Annotated in this window: 28 protein-coding genes and 1 pseudogene; 6 read left to right on the top strand and 23 right to left on the bottom strand. The window is 58.2% G+C overall.

Annotation, left to right across the window (positions count from 1 at the left end; genetic code table 11):
* Positions 1-124: 124 nt before the first annotated feature.
* On the top strand, positions 125-346 hold the full coding sequence (locus tag ACI77I_RS12350; protein WP_094950670.1) for a hypothetical protein: 222 nt from the start codon (positions 125-127) through the stop codon (positions 344-346).
* Positions 347-459: 113 nt separating this feature from the next.
* On the opposite strand, the gene ACI77I_RS12345 is transcribed toward ACI77I_RS12350, so the two are convergent.
* From ACI77I_RS12345 to ACI77I_RS12245, 21 genes and pseudogenes are all read right to left on the bottom strand, one after another.
* Positions 460-951 (bottom strand): GNAT family N-acetyltransferase, encoded by a 492-nt coding sequence (locus ACI77I_RS12345; protein ID WP_094950669.1) that lies wholly within the window; start codon positions 949-951, stop codon positions 460-462.
* Between the two features lie 158 nt (positions 952-1109).
* Positions 1110-2216, bottom strand: a complete 1107-nt coding sequence (gene zapE / locus ACI77I_RS12340) for a cell division protein ZapE (protein WP_406997677.1) — start codon at positions 2214-2216, stop codon at positions 1110-1112.
* A gap of 15 nt (positions 2217-2231) precedes the next feature.
* Positions 2232-2567, bottom strand: a complete 336-nt coding sequence (locus ACI77I_RS12335) for a nuclear transport factor 2 family protein (protein ID WP_406997675.1) — start codon at positions 2565-2567, stop codon at positions 2232-2234.
* Positions 2568-2619: 52 nt separating this feature from the next.
* On the bottom strand, positions 2620-3336 hold the full coding sequence (locus ACI77I_RS12330; RefSeq protein ID WP_406997673.1) for a helix-turn-helix transcriptional regulator: 717 nt from the start codon (positions 3334-3336) through the stop codon (positions 2620-2622).
* 583 nt (positions 3337-3919) lie between these two features.
* Positions 3920-4318, bottom strand: coding sequence for a hypothetical protein (locus ACI77I_RS12325; protein ID WP_406997672.1), 399 nt, complete (start codon positions 4316-4318; stop codon positions 3920-3922).
* A 51-nt stretch (positions 4319-4369) separates the two neighbouring features.
* The gene (locus tag ACI77I_RS12320) at positions 4370-4669 is read right to left on the bottom strand and encodes a polymorphic toxin type 25 domain-containing protein (protein ID WP_406997670.1); all 300 of its coding nucleotides are present in this window, start codon (positions 4667-4669) and stop codon (positions 4370-4372) included.
* 111 nt (positions 4670-4780) lie between these two features.
* Positions 4781-5164, bottom strand: a complete 384-nt coding sequence (locus ACI77I_RS12315; RefSeq protein WP_406997668.1) for a hypothetical protein — start codon at positions 5162-5164, stop codon at positions 4781-4783.
* 398 nt (positions 5165-5562) lie between these two features.
* Positions 5563-5679, bottom strand: a complete 117-nt coding sequence (locus ACI77I_RS12310; RefSeq protein ID WP_406997666.1) for a polymorphic toxin type 17 domain-containing protein — start codon at positions 5677-5679, stop codon at positions 5563-5565.
* 138 nt (positions 5680-5817) lie between these two features.
* The gene (locus ACI77I_RS12305; protein ID WP_406997665.1) at positions 5818-6531 is read right to left on the bottom strand and encodes a hypothetical protein; all 714 of its coding nucleotides are present in this window, start codon (positions 6529-6531) and stop codon (positions 5818-5820) included.
* Entirely contained in the window at positions 6528-6962 is a 435-nt protein-coding gene (locus ACI77I_RS12300) for a hypothetical protein (protein WP_406997663.1), read from the bottom strand. The genes ACI77I_RS12305 and ACI77I_RS12300 overlap by 4 nt, the downstream gene beginning before the upstream one ends.
* 122 nt (positions 6963-7084) lie before the next feature.
* Positions 7085-7543, bottom strand: coding sequence for an SMI1/KNR4 family protein (locus ACI77I_RS12295; RefSeq protein ID WP_406997661.1), 459 nt, complete (start codon positions 7541-7543; stop codon positions 7085-7087).
* A gap of 6 nt (positions 7544-7549) precedes the next feature.
* Complete coding sequence (locus tag ACI77I_RS12290) at positions 7550-8260, bottom strand: HNH/ENDO VII family nuclease (protein WP_406997659.1); 711 nt, start codon at positions 8258-8260, stop codon at positions 7550-7552.
* A gap of 80 nt (positions 8261-8340) precedes the next feature.
* A complete protein-coding gene (pepN, locus tag ACI77I_RS12285) occupies positions 8341-10998 on the bottom strand; it encodes an aminopeptidase N (protein ID WP_406997657.1) in 2658 nt (885 codons plus the stop codon).
* 13 nt (positions 10999-11011) lie between these two features.
* Entirely contained in the window at positions 11012-11842 is an 831-nt protein-coding gene (locus tag ACI77I_RS12280) for a DUF2797 domain-containing protein (protein WP_094950664.1), read from the bottom strand.
* Positions 11839-12099, bottom strand: a complete 261-nt coding sequence (locus ACI77I_RS12275) for a YeaC family protein (RefSeq protein WP_094950663.1) — start codon at positions 12097-12099, stop codon at positions 11839-11841. The genes ACI77I_RS12280 and ACI77I_RS12275 overlap by 4 nt, the downstream gene beginning before the upstream one ends.
* A gap of 79 nt (positions 12100-12178) precedes the next feature.
* Positions 12179-12670 (bottom strand): tetratricopeptide repeat protein, encoded by a 492-nt coding sequence (locus ACI77I_RS12270; RefSeq protein ID WP_406997694.1) that lies wholly within the window; start codon positions 12668-12670, stop codon positions 12179-12181.
* A 27-nt stretch (positions 12671-12697) separates the two neighbouring features.
* A pseudogene (locus ACI77I_RS12265) lies at positions 12698-13051 on the bottom strand (tetratricopeptide repeat protein); the annotation flags it as partial.
* Positions 13052-13101: 50 nt separating this feature from the next.
* Positions 13102-13587: a hypothetical protein gene (locus tag ACI77I_RS12260; RefSeq protein ID WP_406997656.1), complete on the bottom strand. Its 486-nt coding sequence runs from the start codon at positions 13585-13587 to the stop codon at positions 13102-13104.
* On the bottom strand, positions 13587-14936 hold the full coding sequence (locus ACI77I_RS12255) for a 26S protease regulatory subunit (RefSeq protein ID WP_094950660.1): 1350 nt from the start codon (positions 14934-14936) through the stop codon (positions 13587-13589). The genes ACI77I_RS12260 and ACI77I_RS12255 overlap by 1 nt, the downstream gene beginning before the upstream one ends.
* A 38-nt stretch (positions 14937-14974) precedes the next feature.
* Entirely contained in the window at positions 14975-15949 is a 975-nt protein-coding gene (locus tag ACI77I_RS12250) for a metallophosphoesterase (RefSeq protein WP_371917674.1), read from the bottom strand.
* Entirely contained in the window at positions 15946-16836 is an 891-nt protein-coding gene (locus tag ACI77I_RS12245; protein ID WP_003217892.1) for an NAD(+) kinase, read from the bottom strand. Before ACI77I_RS12245 ends, ACI77I_RS12250 begins: the two co-directional genes overlap by 4 nt.
* Positions 16837-16981: 145 nt before the next feature.
* Here ACI77I_RS12245 and ACI77I_RS12240 point away from each other — a divergent pair, with 145 nt between their 5' ends.
* Positions 16982-17929: a DUF1853 family protein gene (locus ACI77I_RS12240; RefSeq protein ID WP_406997654.1), complete on the top strand. Its 948-nt coding sequence runs from the start codon at positions 16982-16984 to the stop codon at positions 17927-17929.
* Here ACI77I_RS12240 and ACI77I_RS12235 read toward each other — a convergent pair.
* On the bottom strand, positions 17922-19541 hold the full coding sequence (locus ACI77I_RS12235) for a PvdJ/PvdD/PvdP-like protein (RefSeq protein WP_406997652.1): 1620 nt from the start codon (positions 19539-19541) through the stop codon (positions 17922-17924). The two genes, ACI77I_RS12240 and ACI77I_RS12235, sit on opposite strands and share 8 nt — an antisense overlap.
* 142 nt (positions 19542-19683) lie before the next feature.
* Here ACI77I_RS12235 and pvdM point away from each other — a divergent pair, with 142 nt between their 5' ends.
* Genes pvdM through ACI77I_RS12220 form a run of 3 tightly spaced genes read left to right on the top strand, consistent with a single transcriptional unit; the run spans position 19684 to position 23236 of the window.
* Positions 19684-21033, top strand: coding sequence for a pyoverdine-tailoring dipeptidase-like protein PvdM (gene pvdM, locus ACI77I_RS12230; RefSeq protein WP_406997651.1), 1350 nt, complete (start codon positions 19684-19686; stop codon positions 21031-21033).
* An 18-nt stretch (positions 21034-21051) separates the two neighbouring features.
* Positions 21052-22332 (top strand): aminotransferase class V-fold PLP-dependent enzyme, encoded by a 1281-nt coding sequence (locus tag ACI77I_RS12225; protein ID WP_406997650.1) that lies wholly within the window; start codon positions 21052-21054, stop codon positions 22330-22332.
* 31 nt (positions 22333-22363) lie between these two features.
* Positions 22364-23236 carry a formylglycine-generating enzyme family protein gene (locus ACI77I_RS12220; RefSeq protein WP_242150303.1) on the top strand — a complete coding sequence of 291 codons (873 nt, stop codon included), beginning with the start codon at positions 22364-22366 and terminating at the stop codon, positions 23234-23236.
* 306 nt (positions 23237-23542) lie between these two features.
* Here ACI77I_RS12220 and ACI77I_RS12215 read toward each other — a convergent pair whose 3' ends face one another.
* Positions 23543-24370: a N(5)-hydroxyornithine transformylase PvdF gene (locus tag ACI77I_RS12215; protein WP_406997649.1), complete on the bottom strand. Its 828-nt coding sequence runs from the start codon at positions 24368-24370 to the stop codon at positions 23543-23545.
* Between the two features lie 201 nt (positions 24371-24571).
* Here ACI77I_RS12215 and ACI77I_RS12210 point away from each other — a divergent pair, with 201 nt between their 5' ends.
* Positions 24572-26224, top strand: a complete 1653-nt coding sequence (locus tag ACI77I_RS12210; RefSeq protein ID WP_094950652.1) for a cyclic peptide export ABC transporter — start codon at positions 24572-24574, stop codon at positions 26222-26224.
* Positions 26225-26362: the final 138 nt, after the last annotated feature.

Below are 26362 nucleotides of genomic sequence, written 5' to 3'. Positions count from 1 at the left end.
ACACAATCGTTAACTTTTGGGGCGCGCCCCGTTAATTCCCTCTTAATAAGGCCCCTCCAAACTCGCCCCATGAATCTGATCAAGGAGCGACCGGAAACCTATCACTCTTAATGGGAATACTGCCATGAAACTCTCGACCTTGATGCTTGCCAGCCTGATGACCCTGACCTCCGCTGCCGCCTTTGCAGAAGGCGGTTCAGAGCGCTCCAAGCAGTTTTACAACGACTTCACATTCATGCAGCAAAAGACACACGGCACGGCTGACAAAACAGCGATTGCCGATGGCAAGACTGTAAAGCCTCGCACTACCGAACAACCGGATGCCGAGCAAAAACCGAACAGCTAATTTAATACTTAGTTAATCCGCACTACCCTGCGCCATTCCGCTCCGTTGGCAAAGGTTAACTTGGCGCCATTTAATGGCGCCTTTTTTTGTTTTGAGTTTAATAACCGCAACTATTAAAGCGGTTTATTCCAGAACAACATGCGCCCGTGAGCCGGGTCAAAAATCGAATCATCAAAACCGAACTTGCGATACGCCGACTGAGCCACCTCATTGCCCTCGAGCACCTCCAGGGTGATCTTGCAGCAACCACGCTGACGCGCGATCTCTTCGACCTTCTGCAACATTTTCTGACTCAACCCCAGGCCCCGAAACTGATTCATCACCACCACGTCGTGAACGTTGACCAACGGGCGGCAAGCAAACGTCGAGAACCCTTCAAAGCAGTTAACCAACCCCGCCGGCTCGCCGCCGACAAACGCCAGTACGCTGAACGCGTGGGCGCGCTTGGCCAGTTCGGCGGGCAGTTGCTGCAGCAAGTCCGCAGGCAACGTATGGCCGCCGCCCATTGGGTCTTCGGCGTAATGGTTAAGCACCAGGCCGATGGCCTCGGCATGAACGGGGTTGGTGTAGCTGGCTTGCAGCACCAGGATGTCTGGGGTGTCCATGTCCTTCCTCAATCACGACAACAAGGGAATAGGCTCCCTTTGAGGGGAACAATTGTAAGCGCGGAGCCGGCAGTAGATGAAGGAGATTAACTACAAATGCCCGATAGAAAGCGCGAAGGTTGTGCGCATTAACAGGCGCCATCAGCCTCGGATTTTTCCTATGCGCCGAAACGTTGAAGTTGCATCTCTTGTAAGCGGCTCAGGGTCCGTCGAAATGCAAACTCCAGATAGCCTTCGGTGTAGAGGTTTTGCAGCGGCACGCGGGCCTCGATGAACAACGGCACTTTACGGTCATAACACTCGTCCACCAGCGCTATAAAACGCCGCACGCTGTCATCATGCACCGACAATTCAGGTAACTCACGATCACCGGCCACGACGCGCTGGGCAGCATCTTCGGTGCCCCGGGCAATGCGCGCCGGGCGTTTTTGCGCGCTCAGGTTGGGGACTTCACCCAGCAGAATCGCCTTGAAGCGGTCGCACAGCAGCATAAAGTCCATGGCCGCCAGCGGCTGTTCGCACAGATCACAGTAGCGGCACCACAGCACCGTGTCGCTGGACTGCACCGCCACAATCGAACGATAGCCAACCGTGACCGCCCCGCCGCTCACCGCCTGCCCTTCACTCAGTTGCTTGAATACCGTGGCGAGTGCATCCGGCTGGTTCACCCAGTAGCGTTGCAGGCCCACACCAGGATGCAACCGGTGATCTTCACCACCGTCTACCGCCACCACTTGCATGTGCTGCTTGATCGCCTCAATGCCCGGCAGGAAACGCTCGCGATTGAAGCCGCCGGCGTAGAGCTGGTCGGGCGGCTGATTCGACGTGCAGACCACCACCACGCCCTCCTCGAACATCACCTGGAACAAGCGGCCGAGAATGATCGCGTCACCGATGTCATTCACGAACAGCTCATCGAAACACAGCACACGCACTTCCCGGGCGAGTTCCCGGGCCAAGGCCTGCAAAGGGTCCTGGATACCGCTGAGCTGGAACGAGCGCTGATGCACCCAGCCCATGAAGTGATGGAAATGCTGGCGTCGCGCGGGCACCCGCAGGCTTTGGTAGAACTGGTCCATCAACCAGGTTTTGCCGCGCCCCACCGGCCCCCACAGATAAACCCCGGTGATGGGCGCGCGGCCTTGATGCAAGGCCTCGTGGCAGGCTTGCAGGGCTTGCACCGCCTGGCACTGGGCGTCGTCGGGGACGAACCCTTGCTGGGCGATGGCGTGTTGGTAAGCGGCGAGAGGCGAGTCGAAAGTCATGCGTGCCAGTATGACTTACACGGAGATATCCAGCCGTGAAATCTTGCCCTGCCCGTTCAGGCGGAAGGTGTAGCGCAGCTCCAGCGGGCTACCGGGGAAATTGCCGGAAACCACATTACTGACCAACACCTTGCCGGTGCGATGCTGCACGTTGAGTACTTCGACCCGCGGCTGGTAGCGACGCCCGGTGTCTTCCATCCAGCGGGCAATGGCGGCACTGCCGGCCTGATGCTCGCCCTCATCGAACACGTTGGCGTCCTCGGCAAACCAATCGGAAACGGACGAAATGTCGCGGGTATTCGTCGCAGTGATATAGGCCACGATGGCCGGCGCCAATTCAGCAGTAGACATGGCACAGCTCCTTGTTTGGTGATTTGTAACGCCATGCTAAGCCAGGGCTGTGTCAGTTTTTGTCAGGAGTAAACGGCCCGGTTTCATTCTGCTCCATCAACTTGCGCCAGGCGCGTAGCCAGTCGCTGCGTCGCCCCGGATAACGCTCGCCGTGGGCTTGGGCGGCGGCCACCCGGTCGGTGCGAAAAGTGCGATAGGCACCGCGCAATTCACACCAGGCCACGATCACCCGTACCTCGTTGAGAAAGCCCAGGGCCAGCGGCCAGATCAGGCGCTGGCTCTGGGTTTGGCTCGCGTCTGCGTAATCGATATGCAATTTGGCCTGATTGCGAATGGCCTCGCGAAACACATTAAGCGGCACACGGTTTTCCGGATAGCCAAACCCCGGCGGGCCCGGCAGCAGCGTCGGGTTACGCAAGGCTTCCTGCGCCGTCGGGTCAAGCACATCGGCAATCTTCGCCAAAGCGTTCGCGGCGGCGCGGCTCAGTACCTCATCACCGCGCTGATCCACGTAGCGCAAGCCCAGCACGATCGCTTCGGTTTCGTCGGCGTTGAGCATCAATGGCGGCAGAAACAAGCCGCTGCGCAACACATACCCTACCCCGGCCTCGCCGAAAATCGGTGCGCCCAAGGCAGTCAATTCGGCGATATCGCGGTACAGCGTGCGCTCGGAAACTTCCAGCTGTGCAGCCAGTACGGCGGCTGTTACCGGGCGTTTTTTGCCGCGCAGGGCTTGGAGCAAAGTCAGTAGACGAGTGGTACGCGACACGTTGATCCCGCCTGAAAAACGAAAATGTGCCGCAGCTTAGCAGAGCCCCCTGTCAGAAAATGTCAGCAGTAAAAAAGCCGTCTGACTGAATAGCTGACGCAGATCATTTTGTTTTCGATGGCGACCTCGCAGCGGGTGGCAACTTACTAAATACCGGCGCGCGCCCTCGGCCATAGGTGGGATTTTTCTATTTCCGAATTTTGGTCGTAGCTAAAATCCCAACCACTATGAAGCAGCTACAACACTACCGACCATGGAAGTCTTTCGACGGCCACCGCTGGCTCTAAGTGTCAGAGCCGATAGCTGCCATCCATGAGCGAGAGCGCGGGCCGGATGACTGCGTAAACGCTCAGCTAGAGGCGACCTTCAAGCTGCATGATGAAGAGCGAGAGGTCCAAATACAGTAATCGGCCGCGTATTGAACATGCACTGCGTTAAGTGTTGGGTGCAAGCGGCGCCTAAAACTGATTCGTATCCTCCTGATTGGCCTCATTTTAAGGCGCGAAGGTGTCTACGAAACTAGGGGCGATTCAGTTGGGATTTTAGCTACGACCAAAATTCGAAAATAGAAAAATCCCACCTACTACCTTCCGACCCAAAAAGCATATGCAATCGAAAGAATATAAATCACTCTTACAAGCCACAAAAAAACACCTTGAACACCCTCACCCCTATTTACTAGAAAAACATAAAAAAAATCAATGGAGCCTATGTTGTTATTTTTGTAATGCCTTGAAGTTATTCGAAAATACAACACCGCAGCCCAAACCGACACGATCAGTGGAAAACACTCAGTACCAGAATCATCGACTAAGTATTTATAGACATATATGAAAGGAATGCCCAAAAACAAAGAAATCCTTCTCAGCGTCACCCCGGCATATTCTTCTCTAAGGAAAAAAAGGCCGCTAAAATAGTCACTCATAGCGCCGGCAGAGCTCAAGTTCAAATCACGAGCCTTAGCATAGATGTAGAACGACATAAAAAAAAGCCAATATAGAAATAGCACCCAAAATCATCTCAACCTTCATCTCTACTCCCCTTTATTAAAGTTGTAGTTGTAGATCTCGGTACCGGAGGAGCCATTTAAATCGACTTGTTGGTCACCTATACTCTTCGACACACCACTCCAGCCCAAAGAGGGCCGGATCCCTAAGCCAAACCCGATACCGTCTTTTTCATAAGATATCTCAACGGTCCCCATTCCCTCGCCAAGGCTAAAAGTATTATTTCTGTCCGTTACCCCGGCCTTCGGGAAATATGGACCAAATTGTATTCCTACTTGACCTGACAACCGACCACCAATAGCTAGAGTTCCACCTCCGCTCACCATGAACTGTATACATATCTACCTTGCTACTGAGAATAAAGGGGATAGATTTATTTAAGCGACACTGCGCTTCGGAAAACGAAATAAATCTATCCCGCTTTTTTGGGGCTTGCTCTACGGAGCATTGGCTTTCATACCCAAGCGGAACATTTCAGTTGGAAATAAAGGCTCCAGAATCACCTCATTATTAAAAATAAGTAATTTCGGCGACAACGCTATTACATCATAAATATTTTCAGAAACTAATTTTAAATTGGTTCGAAATACTGGAACACTTTTATCATCTGCAAAGACGAACACATCATCATCTCTTATAGGATGCGCGCTCAATAAAGCCTCAATATTTTCATAATCCGAGCTTTTCATCTCTGTCCACATGACGTTTCCTTGTGCAAAGGGAAACCCATGCAAGACCTCAATAACATCCTGAAGAGCTTGCCCCTCGACCACATTAAAATCAGCACCAAGTGCCTCTTTGCACTCTTCAAACAACGTCATTTAATCTACCTGTTTAGCTGTTTCAATATCGTTTCAAAGGCTTTCTCATTACCCTCAAATGGTACAACCTGCTTTATTGCTTTACCGGATCCTTTACCCCGCGAATAAGCCCATGTATTAATGTGAGAAAATAAATAGTGGTCAGACCACAAATAAATAGCAAATAAAAAGGGGGGCAGACCACGATTACACCTTTCTATTTAGACGGAAAAGCGCCAAAACCCTAAAAATCGTATTCTTTTTTCGAAAAAATAAATCCCAAATCATTAAAGAGCTAAATCTAAAAACCATATATCAACCAACTAACAAAAATCACATCTAAAAAAATCGTGGTCTGACCCCGTTATTTTAACAACTAACTGCTAAAAATCCACCTCGGAAAAATCGTGGTCTGCCCCCTATTTCCCTTTGCTCGGACCACGAGGAAGGGGGCGAGATGGATTATAGTTCTCCGGCGGTATATATCGAATTTTACCCTGAGTCGGCAGCTCCACATGCTTGATACGGCCCTTCATTGACCAAGGCTGAGCGGCTCCCACTGAGCCAGCAGGATTAAACGGGGGCTCATCTACATACTTAAGTGCAGATGAGCCTTTTGGACCATTTCATAAATCCTAAATTCAAATAAACCCCTTTCCTTCAATATATGCCCACTAGACCAGCCCTAAGATCGGCTTGATCTGTTCATTCATTTGTACAAAAGTTTCATAGGACATGTTCGGGTCATCATTGAGAATTAAATAGACCCCACCCATCAGCCGTACCGCCATACGACACTTGCCTTCCAATCGTGAAATTACTTCATCAGGGCCATAGCCTAGAGCACGCTGACAAAGGGCTGCATCCCAGAACTGGGCAGGATATAGCGTATAAATATTGTTGCGCCCATCAATATCTAAAGTTTTGTCCTCACGCAACCGATTATAAACCTCGTTGTCATCGTTCAACCCTCCTTGATAATACAAACCATACAGATCATAGGATACATGAGCCCTATATCCCTTGAACGCCTCAATCACTTTTGGTAAGTGCTCATTCACAACAAGTTTATAATCAATAGCCTTGTTTGATATCTTAAATCCAAACCGCAAGTGCTCGTCATAGGAAGCCCTATCTTCATATATGTATCGATCACCACGATACGCATAGTCCCCCACACACCGGAGCCCTCTGATGGGAAGTTTAACTGTATAGGTAGCAACTAACCCGTCGCCGCAACTCGGGGTAGCCGGAAGCTCAAGACCCGCAAACCCTAAAGGAGCACCAATCCGAGACATGCTATCCATGATTTCAGCATGTCGCTGATTTATAGATAGAGTTTTATCAGGACACGCATAAAACCATAGTTCTATATCTGCTGCACTCATGGGGTTCTTGTCCTAGCACTAACAACGCTATCGAAACCATTGGACCGAATGAAAGCCTTAGCCTGAGCCTCAACTTTTTGATTCGGAAACTCATATACAACTTTATATCCGGGATTCTGATCAACGGCAGATTTCACACGCTGCAAAGTATCCAAAACCGACTTTTGCGTTGAAGGGCTCCAGATGGCCAACTTTGTCTTTGCATCAATTAACATAACAGACGAACCATCAACTGCCGTCTCAATTCCGTCAAACTTAACAAAATTGACGCCTTTTTCATTGGGGTTGGTATAGCGCAGCGCCGGCACCCCTCCTTTACCTGTCGCTAAATCAGTAAACGCGCCATTGGTACCCGCCTGAAAGTCCTGCGCCGCAGGCTTTCCTTTTGGGCCTTCCGCGACATAAATCAGACCTTTATTTTCACCACCCAAGGCTCTTGCCTCAGTCTCGGTAAGTACCCGGGTATTGAGGTTTGGCAGTAAGTCATCGACCTTACTTCCAAGCCCTTTTGGACCTAGCCTTTCTCAACCATTTTTAAACGCATAATCATTATTCAACTGAAAGAAATTATTCTTTTTTCTAAGAAATCGATAAAGTTTTTCGCATACAAACTAGAAGTTTGATTAGAAAGATCAAGCCTATAAACAGGATATTCCCCATCATGAAGACCATCGTCCGTGGCAAAATAAAATGATTCCCCTGCACCCGGCGGTTCACAGATAAATAGCCTCTCCTTCCCACACAACCCATTTCGACCGTTAACGATTGACATATAAACGATATCACCCCCCCTTACACTATCAAAATCCATTTCGTAGATACTATAAATCTCCTCCCCAGATATTTCCCCTCCAGAATAACACTTCAGCCACCACTTATAGCTATCAGGCAATTTCAACCCAAGACGAGTTTCAGCTTTATAAATCCACTCATCAGCAATGCCGTCACCATAGTCAGCAAACTCAACGGAATCCGACTCTTTAATAAGATTAATTATTCTCGAATAATCCACGTCTAATTACTCCCCGCTCCGAGCCCGTAACTTCCAATAATCCGACTGATAAGAGTTAAACTCTTTAGCCTGCTTTGTCAATGTTTTTGCATTCAAATCCGTAGGAACTGAAACATAATCAGTCGTAGGGTTTCTGTATTCTGCAGAGTCTTTGTAACGAGTATACCTAAAGCTTTGAGCGGCATTGGATGGGGCATGAAGAACACTGCTATTCTGGCTATGGAAAACAGAACCAACTTCTGCAAGTGAACCACGAGTACCAGCGAATCCATTAACTTCAGTTTGCGAGAGATGATGTAACTCAACTGATTTCCCATCATACCCAATTGGTGCTCGACCCGAGGCCATCCTCTCAAGGTTTGAGCCTTGAACAGTTTTACCTCGTACTCTCCAGGTCGATAGGGCTTCTGGGTCAAAGAGGTCGTTACGTTGATAGACAGTCCTATCTAAAACTGTTGTTTTATTCCAAAAAACACCAGCTTTAGGCGTTGTACTTGCAACATTACTACCCGCCGTCGTGCCCGTACCAGCAGAACCCGGCCCTTTTGCACCCTGAGAATTCCGAGCCGCTGCCGCAGCATCAGCAGTAGCAGCAACCTCCTTCGCCGCAAGACTGCCAAATCCTCCCACACCCAGCGCCGTACCGCCAAGCGTCGCGGCACCAAAAGGCACCTCAACCGCTGCTAATGCCAGTTCGGTACAAACAACCGGGTTCATCCCACAGGAATTTAACAGTGCTGGGCCACTGAGACGAAAAAAAACGGCCTGAGCAGGCCGTTTTTTTTCAAGCGCAGAACTTACGCAAGGCTCTTGCTGACCACCTCGAACACATCGCTGGACAGCTCACCGCAGGCACGAATGCGCTCCAGCTGCGCCTTCATCAGCGCCTGGCGCGCGCTGTCGTATTTGCGCCAGCGAGTCAACGGCGCCAACTGGCGCGAGGCGATCTGCGGATTGAAGGCGTTCAACTGGATCACCAAGTCCGCCAGGAAACGGTAGCCCGAGCCATCCGCCGCGTGGAAGTTGATCAGGTTCTGCCCGGCAAACGCGCCGACCAGTGCCCGTACCTTGTTCGGGTTCTTGATGTTGAACGCCGGGTGTTCCATCAACGCGTTGACCCGCGCCAGCCCGCCCGGCAAGGTGCTGCCAGCCTGCACGCTGAACCACTGATCCATGACCAACGGGTTGTCCTTGAAGTTCTCGGCAAACACCGCCAGCGCCTTGGCCTTCTCGGCCTCGAACGGCGAATTCACCAACACCGCCAGCGCGGTCAGGCGTTCGGTCATGTTGTCGCTGGTGTCAAACTGGTCCAGCGTCGCCACCAGCACTTGCGGCTTGCCGCTGAGCATCAGGTACGACAGCGCGATGTTCTGCAAGGCGCGACGGGCAAAGTGCTCGGCCGCCGCCACGTACGGCGTCTGCTTGGACAGCTCGCGATTGGCCTGGTAGCGCAGCCACAGCGATTCATAGAGGTTGTCGGCCAGCTGCTTGCGGGCAAACTCACGGGCAGCGTGGATCGCATCCACATCCGCCACTTCACTGATTTCGGTCAGGTAGGCTTCGCTTGGCAGCGAGAGCATCTCGGCGACCATCGCCTGGTCCAGGCTTTCATCGCTCAACACCGTGCGCAGCGCGTCGATCAAGCGCTGATCCAGCTTCAGCGGCTGACCCGCCTGATGCTGACCGATCAGCTCCTGCAACACCTGCACCGACAGTTGCTGGCCGGCATCCCAGCGGTTAAAGCCGTCGCTGTCATGCTGCATCAGGAACATCAGCTGGTCGCGGTTGTACGGGAAGCTCAGTTTCACCGGCGCCGAGAAGCCGCGCAGCAACGACGGCAACGGCTGCTCGGCGATATCAACGAACGTGAAGGTCTGCTCGGCTTCGGTCACCGAAATCACCCGGGACGTGGCGCCAGCGCTTGCCTCACCGGCGAGGCGCAAGGCGATAGCGGCGCCCTTCGCGTCCAGCAGGCCCAGCTCAATCGGAATCACGAACGGCAGTTTTTCAACCTTGTCCGGGGTTTGCGGGCAGCTCTGGCGGAAGGTCAGGCTGTAGGTCTTGGCAGCGGCGTCGTAGGACTCGCTCACCACCAGGCGTGGCGTGCCGGCTTGGCTGTACCAGCGCTTGAACTGCGTCAGGTCGGCGCCGTTCGCATCTTCCATGGCCTTGATGAAGTCGTCGCAGGTCACGGCCTGGCCGTCATGGCGTTCGAAGTACAGGTCGCTGCCTTTGCGGAAGCCTTCGGCGCCGAGCAAGGTGTGGATCATGCCGACCACTTCCGAGCCCTTTTCGTACACGGTCAGGGTGTAGAAGTTGGAGATTTCGATAAAGCTGTCCGGGCGCACGGCGTGGGCCATGGGGCCGGCGTCTTCGGCAAACTGGTGGGTACGCAGGTACGCCACGTCCTGAATGCGCTTGACCGTGGCCGAGTTCATGTCGGCCGAGAAGCCCGAGTCGCGGAACACGGTGAAGCCTTCCTTCAACGACAGCTGGAACCAGTCGCGGCAGGTCACGCGGTTGCCCGACCAGTTGTGGAAATATTCGTGGGCGACGATCGCCTCGACCCGCTGGTGCGCGGCGTCGGTGGCGGTTTCGGCGCGGGCCAGCACGGCGCTGGAGTTGAAGATATTGAGGCCCTTGTTCTCCATGGCGCCCATGTTGAAGTCATTGACCGCCACGATCATGAAGATGTCGAGGTCATACTCGCGGCCGTAGGTCTCTTCATCCCAGCGCATGGACTTTTTCAGGCTGTTCATGGCGTGCTGGCACTTGTCGATATTTTCTGGCTCGACGTAGATGCGCAGCGCCACTTCGCGGTGGGTCATGGTGGTGAAGGTGTCTTCAACACACCACAAATCACCGGCCACCAGCGCGAACAGGTAGGCCGGTTTCTTGAACGGGTCTTCCCAGGTCGCCCAGTGGCGGCCGTCCTCACCCGGGCCGCTGGCGATCGGGTTGCCGTTGGACAGCAGCACCGGGTAGCGGTGTTGCTCGGCGATCACGGTGGTGGTGAAGGTGCTCATCACGTCCGGGCGGTCGAGGTAATAGGTGATTTTACGGAAGCCTTCAGCCTCGCACTGGGTGCAGAACATGCCGCTGGATTTGTACAGGCCTTCCAGGGCGGTGTTGGTTTCCGGGTGGATGCGCACGCTGGTGTCGACCGTGAAGGTGTCGCTGGTCGGGTGCAGGGTCAGGTGGCTGTCGGTCAGCTGGTAGTCGGCTGCGCTCAGTTCACGGTCGCCCAGGGTGACGCTCAACAGCTCCAACTGCTGGCCATCGAGCAACAGCGGCGGCAGGCCGGCGCCGCGCTCGGGGTTGCGGCGCATCACCAGCTGCGCGTGGACCAGGCTGTGGTCCTCGAACAACTCGAAGGTCAGGTGCGTCTCTTCAATCAGGTAGTCCGGCGCCTGATAGTCCTTCAGGTAAATCATCTTCGGTTGTTCGGTGCGCATGGGTGGCATCCTTCTACTGATGCACGGCGAGCTGGTAGGCCGTGTACTTACGAATGTTGATAACGCCGGTGTCGAAGATCAGGTATTGGCCCTTGATCCCCAACAGCGTGCCTTCGGCAATCGGGTTCTTGTCCAGGTTGAAGCTGACGATCTTGGCGGGATACTGCTCCACCGGGTAGCGGATTTCGAGCGGTTCGATGTCGGTTACCGGTTGGATGGCTTGTAGGCCAAAGCGTTCCTGCAAATTCAACAGGCCTTCGGCGCACGAGGCGAATAGCTCATCGCGCACCTGCGCAAGGTCCACCGATTGCGCGTCGCCCTTGAGTAAAGCACGCCAGTTGGTCTTGTCCGCCACTTGGCTGCGGAACAGGTCTTCGACGAAACCTGACTGCTGGCGAGTCGCAACGCGCATGATCGGCAGCGCCTGGCTGGCGCCCTGGTCCAACCAACGGGTTGGCAACTGGGTGGCACGGGTGATGCCGACCTTGATGCCCGACGAGTTAGCCAGGTACACCACATGGTCGGTCATGCAGAATGTTTCGCCCCAACCCGGATCACGGCAGGTGCCGGCGTCGTAATGGCAACGCTCGGGGCTCATGATGCACAGGTCGCACTGGGCCAGTTTGGTCATGCACGGGTAACAGTAACCCTGGCTGAAACTGGTCTTGGTCTTGCGACCGCAATGGCTGCAATGGATGGCGCCGAGGTATTCCAGGCGCACGTGAGTGCCGATCAATGGGTTGACCGGCACCTCGGTATCGCCAAGGCGAAACGCGTATTGAACGGTCGGCTCACCGAGTTGCGCCGACATTTTGCTGACTGCACCGCGACCAATTTCAATCAATGGATCGCATCCGACTTGAACAGAATGTTCGGCACCGGCGCCGACTTGGACGCACATTCCTGCGGGCCCATGTAGCCGGTACGCTGCTCTTCTGGCAGGTTCTGGATTTCCCAGGCGATCACCGCTTGCAGCGACAGTTCGCGCTGCTCAGCAGTGAGCTTGCGGCCATCGGACCACTTGCCGATTTCCACGGCGAGCTTGAGGCTCTCGTAGACGTCCGGGGTGATGTTTTCGATCATTTCAGCAAAAGACGACATGTGCACAACCTCTAGATAACGGTCGCTGGTTCAGCGAATGCAATGATGACAATTGACGGCCGGGCGCGATACCGGCGCGTCAGAATTCCTTGGACAACTTGACCTGGGCCAGCTCCTTTTCCAGCAAGCGCCGGAAGATCTGCGGCGCCGCGAAGGTATAGGCCGCAAACGCCAGCCACACCCAATCAATCATCTGAGCCACTTGTGGATGACCCTGGGTCGCCAGGGTGATGACCACCACACGATAGACCACGAACATAAACAGCAGCAGGACAATGGCGCGGGTGGCGCTGCGCTCGTTCATCCAGCTGTTGAAGCGCCACCAGGCACCAAGAAACACATTGCTGCGGGCTTTTACCGCCGTCAGCAGGTGCAACGCCGCGACATTCGTGGCGTTTTCCTGCAAGGCCCAGATGGCATGGTCGCGGGCGCCGTTGATATCGCCTTCGCGCAGCAGCAAATGCCCCAGCACCACCACCGCGCCCGCATTACTCGGATCGGCCTGCAACGCCTGGCGCGCGAACTGATGCGCCTGGTCCCAATGGCCGCTGGCACGATGAAACTGCGCCATGGCAACCAGATTGGAAGCGTCGTCGGGGCCCAGCTCCAGGGCTTTTTCCAGTGGTTCGCGGCTCTGCGCCAGGCGGCCGGTCAATTGATACAGTTCGGCCAGGCAGCGGTAATTGACGGGGTTGAGCGGTTCCATATCCAGCAATTGGGTCAGATGTTCCTGGGCCAGGCTGAATTTGCGCAGGGCAATCGCCACCTGGGCCGCCGCGTAGTGGGCCAACGGCATCTGCGCATCGGCCGCCAGGGCCAGCTGCACTTCACGCTTGGCCGCGTGCACGCGCCGCATATTCATCAAACAGATCGCCAATAACGCATGGGCTTCGGCCGAATGCGGGTCGCTGGCCAGCAACTGGCGCAACGCATCGATGGCGCCGTCATTGTGGTCAGCCTGTAGGCGTTGCTAGGCCAATTGCAGCAAGTAATCGGTATTCATCAGCTCATCACCAGATACCAAAGGGTGCTGGGCACCCATTTGACGACCATGCCCTTGAGCACAAAGCCACCAATCAACGCCAAGGGAAGACCAAAGCGGTTGAGGACACCGCCGTAGTACTGGTAAATCTCGATGGTCGCGTTCTGCTGCATATACAACAGGTAACCAATGCTCAATTTCCACACCACCAGCACCAGCAAGGCATATTGGATCTCGGCCTGGCTCTGGATGTAGCCCAAGCCCACCAGTTGCAGCAACCCGAAACCGATCACCACGCTACCCACCAACGCCACGCCAGCCAGGCCCCACTCACGCACGCGTGTCGGGCTGCCCACAGCAATCGAGTTGAACACAAACCATGGCAAGCCGAGCCAGGCACCGCCCAGCATCAGGCCCAACAATGGCCAGAGCGGTGAAACCGCCCACTTGGCCAAGGCGCCCGGGCGCGGTTCATCTTCGATGCGGTAACCACCGTATTGCGCCATCAGCGACCCTTCCCGTGCTTGTCGAGGAAGGCCAGCACCTCGTCATATTGATTGCCTTCATTGGCATAGCGCGCGTAATTGCGCGCCGTGGTCAGCCACTCCAAGGTGGTAGCACGCACGTCTTTCAACGCTGCCTTGAAATGGCGGTCGCAGATCGACTGTTCGGCGCCACTCTCGATAGAGGCTTCAATCGCCTCGTCGGCGGCGGTTTCCACCAGCTCGCTGAGGTCCGCGCCCGAGAAGCCCGAAGTGTTCTTGGCCAGGAAGGCAAAGTCGATGTCATCGGCCATCGGCCGGCCTTTCATCATCACCTTGAGCATGCTTTCGCGCGCTGCGCGATCCGGTGGCGGCACGAACAGCACCCGATCAAAGCGACCGGGGCGACGGAATGCCGAGTCCACCGACCACGGCACGTTGGTCGCGGCGAGGATCAACACCCCGTGGTTGTCATTGGTAAACCCGTCCATCTCGGACAAGAACTGGCTGACCAGTTTTGACGACGTCGACTCGCGGGTGTTGGACCGTTTGCCACCCAGCGCCTCGACTTCATCGAAGAACATCACCGCAGGCGCCTGTGCCCGTGCCTGTTCGAACAGCGCGTGCAATTTGCGCTCGGATTCGCCGATGTACATGTCCAGCACATCGGAAATGGCCACATTGAAAAACGTCGCCTTGCACTCCCCGGCCGTGGCACGAGCCAACAATGTTTTGCCACAGCCCGGTGGGCCGTACAGCAGCACGCCGCCGCCGACCTTCTTGCGAAAGCGCTGGAACAAGCCTGGTTTTTGATACGGCAGAATGATCTTTTTGTGGATGGTCTTTTTCAGCTCATCCAGGCCACCGATATCATCAAAGGTCAGGGTTTCCTTTTCCGGCACCAACAGGCGCACCACTTCGCTCTGGTCGGTGTCGTCATTGGAAATCACGCGCAGGCGCGGGCGCCCTTCGGCGGCCGGAAAATCCAGCACCGAGACATTCAAGCGGCGCCACAGCGCCATGTCTTCCAGCGCCGGGTTGGCATCGACCGCCGCGCGGTATTCCACCTGGGCTTCCTTGAGGCGCTCCAACGCCGCCAGCGCACGCGCCTTGAGCAGGCGCGCGGCAGGCTCATTACCCTCAATCAGTTGCAAGGCACGCGAGGCTTGGCCGGCGGCCAAGCACAGCTGCGCTGCGGCCAGCTTCAGGGCGGCAGCATCGGGCCACTGTTCAAGGTCGGCCGGCAGCAGTTTAAGCCCCCGCTCATGCTCGCCGCGCTCAAGGCTGGCGCCAAGCAGCAGCGTCAGCAGCGCGACATTGCCGGGCGCCGCAGACAACGCGGCCTCCAACTGGTCGAACGTCGAATCATCCATGGTGCTTCCTTAAAAGTTCAGTGACGGCACACAGAGGCTCATGCGATCACCTCCGGCCGTTCAACATCGACCCACACAAACTTGCGCGGATCCAGTTGGGTTTCCTGATCCAGCCGGTAGGCCACCAGCTTGCCGTACAGCACGGCGCTGTAGTCCAGGCAGGCCAAGTTGGGGCGGATCGGTGCCGGTTTGCCGCTGCGCCAGTAATGGCCGACGAACAACAACGGTTCGTCGACGCCATAACGCAGCAGGGAGTTTTTTTCGGTCGACGACAATGGCGTACGCGCCACCGGCTCCGGCAGCGCATCGGGCTGGAACACGATGTCGCCGTAGGTTTTCGGGTCGTCTTCCCAGAATTTGGTGCGAAAGAACGAGCGCGTCAGCCCATCGCCACCGGTCAGCGTCAGGCCATCCGGCAGGCGCATATCGGTGCCGCGCAGTAAGCGGTCGAAGGCGTTGCAGGCAAAACTGCCCGGCACGGCAGCGGCCTGCAGGAAATGCTGGTCGATGCAGCCATCCGGGAAAGTCGCACGCAGCGGCTGGATAAACCCGTCATCCCAGCACGCATGCACCACGCGGAAACGCCCCGCATCGACAAACAGCGGCATGTCGTAGAACCAACCGAGAAAATCGTGCCAGTCGCCCGGGTGCTGTTCGAATTGGGTCAGGGTTTCGTGGATCAATCGCGCGTGGCGTGGGTTGTGCTCGCGCACGAACTGCTTGCCGCTGCCCGGCGGCGCGGCTGTGCTCCAGCCCAGCGCGTTGAATTCGTGGTTGCCCATGATGCACAGCGCCTGACCGGCCTCGGCCATGTCGTGGACGATATGCAGCGCCTCGCGAATGCGCGGGCCACGGTCGATGATATCGCCGAGGAACACGGCCATTCGCGACGGATGGCGCCAAGTGCCACCCTGCTTGTGGTAACCCAGCCGGTCGAGCAAATGCTCAAGGGTATGAGCGCAACCGTGCACGTCACCAATCAGGTCGTAGTTACGCGCGGGATCGAGCATCAGTCGCCTCCACCCCCCAAGCGGCTACCCCAGCCCAACTTGGTGCGGCACACTTCGTAGTAGTTGTGATCCAGCGGGTGGATCAACCGCAACTTCTGCGCCTTTTTGCTCACGGTGATGGTGTCACCGGGGGCGCAGGTGAAATGGTTCTGCCCGTCACAGGAGACTTGCGGGTAGATCTGCATGTCTTTGGACACCACGATTTTCAGCTCACTGTTGCCATCGACCACAATTGGCCTGCTGGACAACATATGGGGGTACATCGGCACGATCACAATGGCATCCAGCTTGGGATGCATGATCGGGCCGCCTGCCGACAGCGCATACGCCGTGGAACCGGTCGGCGTGGCGACGATCAGGCCGTCGGCCTTCTGGCTGCACACGAACTGGCCGTCGATATACAGCTCGAACTCGATCATCCGCGTGGACTTGCCCGGGTGCAGCACCACATCATTGAGTGCATCGCCCTGGCCGATGGCCTCGCCGTGGCGGCGCACTTCGGCTTGCAGCAGGAAGCGGTTTTCGACCAGATAATGGCCGTCGAGCACCTTGGCCACTTCGACTTCCAGCTCATCCGGGCGGATGTCGGTGAGAAACCCCAGGCTGCCGCGGTTGATCCCCAACACCGGCACGTTATGCCGCGCCAGGGCCCGGGCTGCGCCGAGCAGGCTGCCGTCGCCGCCGACCACAATGACCATGTCGCAGACTTCGCCGAGCATTTTGCGCGACGAGGTTTGCAGGCCGTGGCCCGGCAGGATTTCGGCGATGGTGTCTTCGAGGATCACGTGCAGGTGGCGCTCGAGCAGAAACTTTTTCAGTCGGCGGACGGTGTCCAGCACCTGGGTACTGCCCAGGCGACCGATAATGCCGATATTGCGAAATTGCTCCATGGGGCTCCTGCGGGATGTTGGGTGTGGCGAAAAACAACGATTATGGGCGAAAGGCCGCTTCAGGCAAAATCCTTTGTCGCCATGAAGCCTTGATGACAATGGTTCTCAGCCACCTGTCCTGCGCTTAAAAGGCTATGCTCGGACCATGACTGTGTTCCCGGATCTGCACAACCTGCCCCGCCAGTTGCGGCACCCCGAGGTGCGCGACCTGGCGTGGGTGATGCTGGCCCCGCCGATGCTCGCGCAAACGCCTTGGCCACAGCGCCACCCGCTGGCCGGTAGCGACTGGGTGCAGGCACCGCACCTGCTGGAACACTGGTTGCGCACTCTCGACCAAGACAGCCGCGCCTTGCAGCATTGGCTCAGCCTGTCACGCACCCGCCGCCTGGGCCTGTATTACGAACGCCTGTGGCAATTTGCCGTGCAGCATGCGCCGGGCGTGGAATTGCTGGCTGCCAACCTGCCGATCCGCCGCGCCGGGCATACCTTGGGCGAGCTGGATATGCTGCTGCGCGACCGCGATGGCGTGCACCACCTGGAACTGGCGATCAAACTCTACGTGGGGCCGCAGAGCGGCAATGGCCTGGACACCGCGCAATGGCTGGGGCCCGGCTGTCATGATCGGCTGGACCGCAAGTTAGCGCATCTGGCCCAGCACCAACTGCCGATTTCAGCACGCCCGGAAAGCCGCGAGGCGCTCGCAGCGCTGGATATCCAGCAATTCGACGCGCACTTGTGGCTCGGCGGGTATTTGCTCTACCCCTGGCCCGGCCAGGCCGAGCCGCCCCACGGCGCCCATCCGCTGCATTTGCGTGGGCGCTGGCTGCATCAGCGCGATTGGCCGGCGCTGGTCAGTGCCAGCCCACCGGGGCGCTGGCAACCGCTGCCCCGGCACGCCTGGCTGGCGCCGGCGCATTACCCGCAGGCGCAAGTGTGGAGTGAGGAGCAGATGCACGGCTGGCTGGCAGCGCTGGACCCGATGGCACCGGCGCAACTGTTGGTGCGCCTTGTGCAAAATGGCGAGGATTGGGAGGAAGCCGAACGCCTGTTTCTGGTAGCCGATCTCTGGCCAAACGTCCCAGGCGTTACTTGACCTTCAAGTGCCGTGCATACCAGGGCCGCCTCGGCACACGCTTGAACAATGCCTGCAAGCCTTCGTCTTCGGCGGAAAATGTAATACGCAGCGCCAGCTTCATGGTCTCCGGGTCCATTTCCATCGAGCGCCCCATCTGTAACCCCGGCGTGGTGCTGCAGCCGTGGGTGTCCGGCCCCAGCCACGGGTCGCCCACTTCCACCCAACGCCCCTGCGCGAACCAGTTCACGCCATTGACCTCAAGCCGGCTGACCTCGCCTGGATTAAAGCGCTCGTGGGCGCGATACCAATCCTCGATGCGGTCGTCGATCCAGCCGTGAAAATGCCAGAACACCGGGTTTACATGCGATGAAAACGGGTCGCCGAGAAAGTCGTTTTCCGGCGCATACCAGCGCGCGGCGAAGTCCGACGGATCGCGGGCGAACGGCACCGGCGCGCCGTTGGACGGGTCACGCGGCACCGAGGCCCAGCGCATGTGCAGCCAGTCGTGCAGGCCCAGTTCCATCTCCGAGCCCAACTGCCCCAAGGTCAGCTTGGCCAAGTAACGCGGATCGCGGTATTGGGATTCCCAGACCTGGAAGTTGCTGTGGTAGGCCTCGGCCGCCTTGATATCACTGACCCATTGGGTGTAGTCGCTGTCATCCGGCGCCGACCAACACGGCGGCAGCGCGAAGCCGTCGTGGTTATCGAAATAACGCACAAAGCCCAGGCGATCGCGTTCCAGCGCCGGCTGCGGTTCGGGGAATTGCGGCCACGACGGCAAATCTTGCATGGAGCGTGCGGTGCCGAGCATGTGGCGGTGCATGAAAAAGAAGTCGATACCCGAACCGTTGCGGTCTTTGCGCTTGCCGCGTGCGTCGCGTTCCTGGCCGCGCGGGCCAGGCTGCCAGCCGATACCGCGCAAGGCGTCGCGCTTCTCTTGCGAGAGTTTGTGCCACTGGTCACGGGTGGCATGCCAGAGCTGGTGAAACAGGCGGTGCTCGGGCGAAATCAGCCAGGCCAGCAGCGTCGGGTTGAGGCCGATGCGTTGGCGGGCTTCGGGAAACAGCTGCTTGTGGGCGATAAAGCGGTTGTCGCGTTCGGTCAACGCCAACGGCCGATCGAGGTTGAAAATCTGCCCGCTGAGGGTACTGCTGCCGGCGTTGGCGAAGTCGGCCCAGACTTCATCGAGGGTCATCTTGAACTCATAGGCCGGTGCGCCGTCGGCCGCATCGCGGTCGATCAGGCGCCAGTAAAGCAAGGCGCCCTCGCCTGTCAGCACATCACCGAGTACGCGGTAGCGCGGCTCACCTTCGGCGCGCAGGTTTGCAGCGGTGTCGAGGTAGCCGCGCAAGCCACGGCCACGCGGGGCAATGTCCAGCAGCAGTTCCAGACCTTGCAACGGCAGGCCCTTTAGCCCAGCGTCGCGGCCTTCCAGGCGCAGGCTCCACACACCGCGCAAAATGTTCGCCAAGTGCTGGCCTTCGGTGTCGGCCAACTCCACCGTGGCCTCGCCCGGGGTGATGGGGAACTCTTCTTCACGCGTCAGCTCGCGATGGGCATAAAAGGCCGCCGGCACGGCGGCGCCTGTCAGCGCCAGGCCTGCGATGAACCCACGTCGAGAGATCGTCATTGTCTACCTTAGGAAACGGCTTAATCAGAGCTAGAACGTTTGCAGCCCCGGGAAATTTACCGCAGCGCCCACCAGGCCTAAATTTCCCCCGCCATGGCTCGTTCTTCCCTGATAGCAAAGGCCTCAACTGACTGAGATGGCAATGACAAAACCACGTTCGAAAAAGGCGCTGTTAATCGGCCTGCCGCTGGCATTGGCCATCGGCGCCGGGGCTGGCTTTCTGGTCTGGGACCACTGGTTCCGGGGCAATGCCGGTTACCCGCTGGAGGTGATCAAGCAAGCCAATGAAATGCAGGACCGCCTGCTGTCGTTCGACAGCCACATCACCGTGCCGATGGATTTCGGCACCGCAGGCAACGAGGCCGACAAAGATGGCAGCGGCCAATTCGACTTGGCCAAGGCCGCACGCGGGCGCTTGTCGGGCGCCGCGCTGACGATTTTCGGCTGGCCGGAAATCTGGAACGGGCCCAACGCGCCGCACAAACCCACTGACGGTTTTGTCGAGGAGGCCCGCCATGAGCAGGAGGTGCGCTACAAGATCATCTCCGGCATGGTCCGCGACTTTCCCAACGTGGTCGGCATTGCCTACACCCCGGACGATTTCCGGCGCCTGCATGGCGAGGGCAAGTTTGCGGTATTTATCAGCATGCTCAACGCCTACCCGCTGGGCGATGACCTGAACCAGCTGGACCTGTGGGCGGCGCGCGGCATGCGCATGTTCGGTTTCAGCTATATCGGCAACAACGCCTGGTCCGACTCATCCCGCCCACTGCCGTTTTTCAATGACACCACCGACGCCCTCGAAGGGCTGTCGCCCATCGGCCAGCAAGCGGTGCATCGCCTCAATGACCTGGGCGTGATCATCGATGTGTCGCAAATGTCGACCAAGGCCCTGGAACAGGTGGCGCAACTGAGCCGCACACCGATGGTGGCGTCCCACTCGGCACCGCGCGCCTCGGTGGATATCCCGCGCAACCTCAGCGACAAAGAACTGCAACTGATCAAGAACAGCGGCGGCGTGGTGCAGGTGGTGGGTTTCCCGGCCTATTTACGCCCGCTGAGCCAGCCAACCCAGGAAAAACTCAACGCCCTGCGCGCGCGTTTCGACTTGCCGCCGCTGCCAGACCTGGCCATGGCCTTGATGCCCGGCGACGCGATTATCGCCGCCTGGTCCGAGCAGAAGTTCGGCCAGTACGCCCAAGGCCTGTACGGCATTCTTGAAGAAGAACCCAAGGCCACCCTCAAGGATTGGGGCGATGCCATCGACTACACCGTGCGCAAGATCGGCATTGATCACGTCGGCATCTCGTCAGACTTCAACGACGGCGGCGGCATTCAGGGTTGGGAGAACGTCGGCGAGGTGCGCAACGTCACTGCCGAACTGATCCAGCGCGGTTATTCCGAAGCCGATATCGCCAAACTGTGGGGAGGCAACTTCCTGCGGGTGTGGGACCAAGTACAAAAAGCCGCCAAGCCATTGGCCAACCGCTAACCACTTAGAAGCAAGTCCATGACCGACCGCCGTACATTTCTCAAGCAGGCCGGCGTATTCGCCGCCAGCCTGCCGCTGGGCGCCGCCCTCCTCCCGCAGGCCCTGGCCGCCGAGCCGGCACCCACTACAAACGACCCGTGGACGGGGCTCAAACAACTGTTCACCCAGGACCCGAATTACCTGCATTTTTCCAACTTCCTGGTCACTTCACATCCCCGGCCCGTGCGCGAAGCGATTGACCGCTACCGCCAACAGATCGACCGCAACCCCGGCCTGGCGATGGACTGGGGCCTTGAAGAAACCTGGATACGCGAAGGCCAGGTGCGCGAATGGGCCGGCCGCTACCTGAACGCCAAGCCGCCACAGATCGCGCTGACCGGCAGTACCTCGGAAGGCCTGGCGATGATCTACGGCGGCATCAAGCTTGGGCCCGACCAGGAAATTCTCACCACCGAGCACGAACACTACGCCACGCAGAGCGTGCTGGATTTTCGCGTCGCCCGGCAAGGCACGCAGGTGCGTCGAATCCGCTTGTTTGAGAATGCCAGCCAGGTCTCCAGTGACGAAGTGCTGGGCAACATCAAGCGTGCCATTCGCCCCAATACCCGCGTACTGGGCATGACCTGGGTGCAATCGGGCAGTGGCGTGAAGCTGCCCATCGGCGAGATCGGCACGCTGGTCGAAGAACTCAACCGCAACCGCGACGAGCAGGATCGCATTCTCTACGTGGTCGATGGCGTGCATGGCTTCGGCGTGGAAAACCTCGACTTCCCAGCCATGCACTGCGACTTCTTTATCGCCGGCACCCACAAATGGATGTTCGGCCCGCGCGGTACCGGGCTGGTCTGCGCGCGTGACGCCGAGAACAAATACGTCACGCCGATGGTGCCGACCTTCTCCGAAGACACCAACTTCGCCACCACCATGACCCCTGGCGGTTACCACGCCTTTGAGCATCGCTGGGCGGCGGACGAAGCCTTCAAACTGCACCTGCAATTGGGCAAGGCGCCGGTGCAGGCGCGTATTCACGCACTCAACACCGAGCTCAAAGACCAATTGCTGGCCCACCCGCAGATCGAACTGGTCACGCCGCGCAGCCCCGAGCTCTCGGCAGGCTTTACCTTCTTCCGAGTCAAGGGCCAGGACAGCGAAGCCGTGGTCGCGCACATGATGAAAAACCGCGTGGTGATCGATGCAGTGGACCGCGATGTCGGCCCGGTGATTCGCACCTCACCCGGCCTGCTCAACAGCTCGGATGAGATCCAGCGCTTCATGACCTTGCTGAGCCAACGGTTGTGACCCCACTTTTCCCTTTGAACGAGATGCCCACATGACTCCATCCCGACTCAAGCCCCTCACTGCCCTGGCGCTGACCGCCCTGTGCGGCGCGCTGTTGCCCGGCCTGGCCCAGGCCGCCACCCCGCAGCCGGGCAAAGTATTCAAGGACTGCAAGGACTGCCCCGAAATGGTCGTGCTGCCTGCCGGCACCTTCACCATGGGCACTCCTGAAGACGAAGTCGGCCGCGAGCCGGATGAAGGCCCAATGCATGCGGTGACCTTCGCCAAACCCTTCGCCATGAGCCGCTTCCACGTCACCGCCGCAGAGTGGGACAGCTACGTGCGCCAGACCGGGGTCAAGATCGCCAATGGCGACGACCGCCCAGGCCGCGAATGCATCGCCAGCAAGCCGCGCTACCCCCAAGGCCCGCGCCAGCCGGCGGTGTGCATGGACATGGACGACATCAAGAACTACGTGGCCTGGCTGTCGAAAAAGACCGGGCAGAAGTACCAGATGGTCAGCGAAGCACAACGTGAATACGCCGCCCGCGCCGGCTCAACCGGGCCCTTCCCTTTCCCCTTCGATGAAGGCAAGGGCTACAGCATCGCCGAGCATGCCAACACCTACGGCCCGGCGGATGGCTACAGCTACTCTTCGCCGGTGGGCAGCTACCCGCCGAATGCATTCGGCATGTACGACATGCACGGCAATGTCTACGAGCGGGTTGCCGATTGCGAGCATCCCAACTACATCGGCGCACCCACCGACGGCAGCGCCTGGGTAGAGCCGAACTGCGAGAGCTACCAGATTCGTGGCAACGACTGGGGCGAGGCACCCGTGTTTTCGCGCTCGGGCAACCGCAACAACATCTACCCGCACACGCGCGGTGACTGGATTGGGTTCAGGGTCGTGCGCGAACTCTAAGACCACCACCTTTCAAAGGTGGGAGCGGGTTTGCTCGCGAAGGCAGTGTGTCAGCCACCTGATGCATCGACTGATTCACCGCTTTCGCGAGCAAGCCCGATCCCACATTTTACCCTGGGTACATCAGGTAGAAATTCGCGGCAATGACTAGAGGGATACGCGAACGCTGCAGCGGACACTATCAATTGTGGGAGCTGGCTTGCCTGCGATAGCGGTGGATCAGGCAAATAATCTCAGATGGCCTGCCGTCATCGCAGGCAAGCCCGCTCCCACATTTTGATCTGTATGCACCCAATAGGGTTAGGTTCAGGCCTGCTTGGCCAACAACTCCAACCCTTCATGCAGCGCCGGGAATAGGCTGTTGTTGAAGTTGTTCCAGCGCAGTTCGAGGATGGTGTCCTCGGGCGAAATCTCGGTTTTGAGTACATCGTGGAACACTTCACCGGAGTCGATGCCGTTATCCACGTAGTGGAACGACGCCCCAGTGAGGTACAGCGGCTCCGACGGCGTGGTGGCCTTGGTCGCCCAGTCCACCACGGTTTGCCCGCGCGCGCCGTACAACGCATTCCAGGTGGCGTAAGCGCCACGGCGTTCGTAAGGCGATTCGATGCGGGTGATGCCTGGGTGGATATTCATGATCCGCCGTGCAAACGGCGCCCCTGGACGCACCAGCTCATCCAGAATCACCAGCAGACCATCCAGCACGACGATATCGGCCTTTAACTCCACCAGCGTGTCATGCAGGCGACGCTCGAAATCCTGCTTGCCCGCAATGTGCTCGGCGCTGCCGCGCGGCAGGCGGCGATAGGTGGATGGCACGCTCAGCAACAGGTCGTTGACCAAGCGCCCCTGCACCTGCAAGTCCGCCGGGTACAACCACTGGCGGCCTGGCTTATACGCAAAACCGTAATCGCTGACCAGTTGCTGATCACGCGGGTTCTGCTCGTCATCGTCGTACACCACGCCGACCAGGTTGTAAGCCTCGCCCAACGGCGTGTCGTTCAGCGAACCCACCAGAAACTCCAGCACCGATTTCATGTAGCGCGCGTGGTCCTTGTAGGCCACCGGCTGCCCGGCCTTGTCGGCGGCGGCATTTCTCAGGGACCAGACATACACCAGGTTCTTTTTCGTCATTGTTTCGCTCTCGCTGAATGGACTGCGCGCCGTGTCGATACACGTGCGCCTACAGCACAAGAACGAACCAGCCCGGCGGCAATTTATCCCGCGCCGCCAGCAAAGGGCACGCCGCGCTAAATACTCGCGCCGGCGCTTCGTTTGTCATGGGTAAGGGTCTGTGTGCCCAGCCCCCTCTTTTTGACTTTCCGGGAAGTATTTATGACCGACCCCAAGCGCGGCGCCTTCAAAGGTTTGCTCGCATTGCTCAGGCCTTTTCGCACTATCGTGACGGTCTCCGTCGCCCTGGGCATGGCCGGCGGCCTGGCCATCACGTTGCTGCTGGCGACGATCAATAACGCCCTGCATTCCACCACCGGCATGACCCAGGGCGTGATCCTGACCTTTGCCGCGCTGTGCCTGTTGGCGCTGACCAGCTCCATCGTCTCGGATATCGGCACCAACTATGTGGGCCAACGGATCATCGCCGCCTTGCGCAAGGACCTCGGCGAGAAAGTGCTGTCGGCGCCCATCGAGCAGATCGAGCGCTACCGCGCCCACCGCCTGATTCCGGTCCTCACCCACGACGTCGACACCATCAGCGACTTCTCCTTCGCGTTCACGCCACTGGCCATCGCCACCACGGTGACCCTCGGCTGCCTGGGCTACCTGGCCTACCTGTCGGTGCCGATGTTCCTGATGATGATCGTGGCCATCGTCATCGGCAGCAGCGTGCAGTTCATCGCCGGCCACAAGGGCATCCGCGGTTTTGACGAAGCCCGCGACCTGGAAGACGAACTGCAACGCTACTATTCAGCGATTGCCTCGGGCGCTAAGGAGCTGCGCATCCACCGGCCACGACGCTACCGGATGAACACCCACCGCATCCAGGCAACCGCCGACCAGATCAGCGCTATCCAGGTGCGCTCGGTGAATATTTACATCGTGGCGAAAACCTTCGGCTCGATGCTGTTCTTCGTGGTCATCGGCCTGGCCCTGGCCATGCAGGCCTACAACCCCAACCCGGACCCTGCAGTGATCACAGGCTTCGTGCTGGTGCTGCTGTACATGAAAGGCCCGCTCGAACACGTGGTCGGTTACCTGCCGATCATCGGCAAGGCGCGGATTGCCTTTGCGCGCATCACCGAGTTGTCGGATCGCTTCTCGTCCCCCGAGCCACACTTGTTGATGGACGGCAGCGAAGCGCCCACACCGGTGGTCAACAGCCTTGAATTGCGCGGCATCAGCTACAGCCCGCCGCCGGTGGAAGGCAGCGAGCCGTTCCACCTGGGGCCGATCAATCTGAGCATCAAGCAGGGCGATATCGTGTTTATCGTCGGCGAGAACGGTTGCGGCAAGACCACCCTGATCAAGCTATTGCTCGGTCTGTACCAACCCGACGCCGGTGAAATCCGGCTTAACGGCGACACCGTGACCGACCCCGTGCGCGATGACTATCGCCAATTGTTCACCACGGTATTCGCCGACTACTACCTGTTCGACGACCTGGTCCAGGGCAGTGCCACGCAATCGCTGGACAGCGCCGCCAAGTACCTGGAGCGCCTGGAAATCGCGCACAAGGTCAGCGTCAAAGACGGCGTATTCAGCACCACCGACCTCTCCACCGGCCAGCGCAAACGCCTGGCGCTGGTTAATGCGTGGCTCGAAGAACGCCCCGTGCTGGTGTTCGACGAATGGGCGGCCGACCAGGACCCGGCGTTCCGCCGCGTGTTCTACACCGAGCTGCTCCCAGACCTCAAACGCCTGGGCAAAACCATCATTGTGATCAGCCATGACGACCGCTATTTCGATGTCGCCGACAAGTTGGTGCGCCTGCGTGCGGGCAAAGTCGTGCACGAGATGGAGCCGGCATGAAATTTCTTTTCCGGTTTCTTCGGATAGGAACGTCTCACTAGTGGTAATGAGAATTGACCTCAATAAACACTAAGAACTGCCCACTTAACACCTAGAAGAGAATGCATCCATGCCAGCAACGTTCGGTCTGAGTCCCTT

Origin of the sequence: Pseudomonas sp. D47 (assembly GCF_045447305.1) — a bacterium.
GTDB lineage: Bacteria > Pseudomonadota > Gammaproteobacteria > Pseudomonadales > Pseudomonadaceae > Aquipseudomonas.
This window is presented reverse-complemented; position numbering and strand designations above follow the sequence as displayed.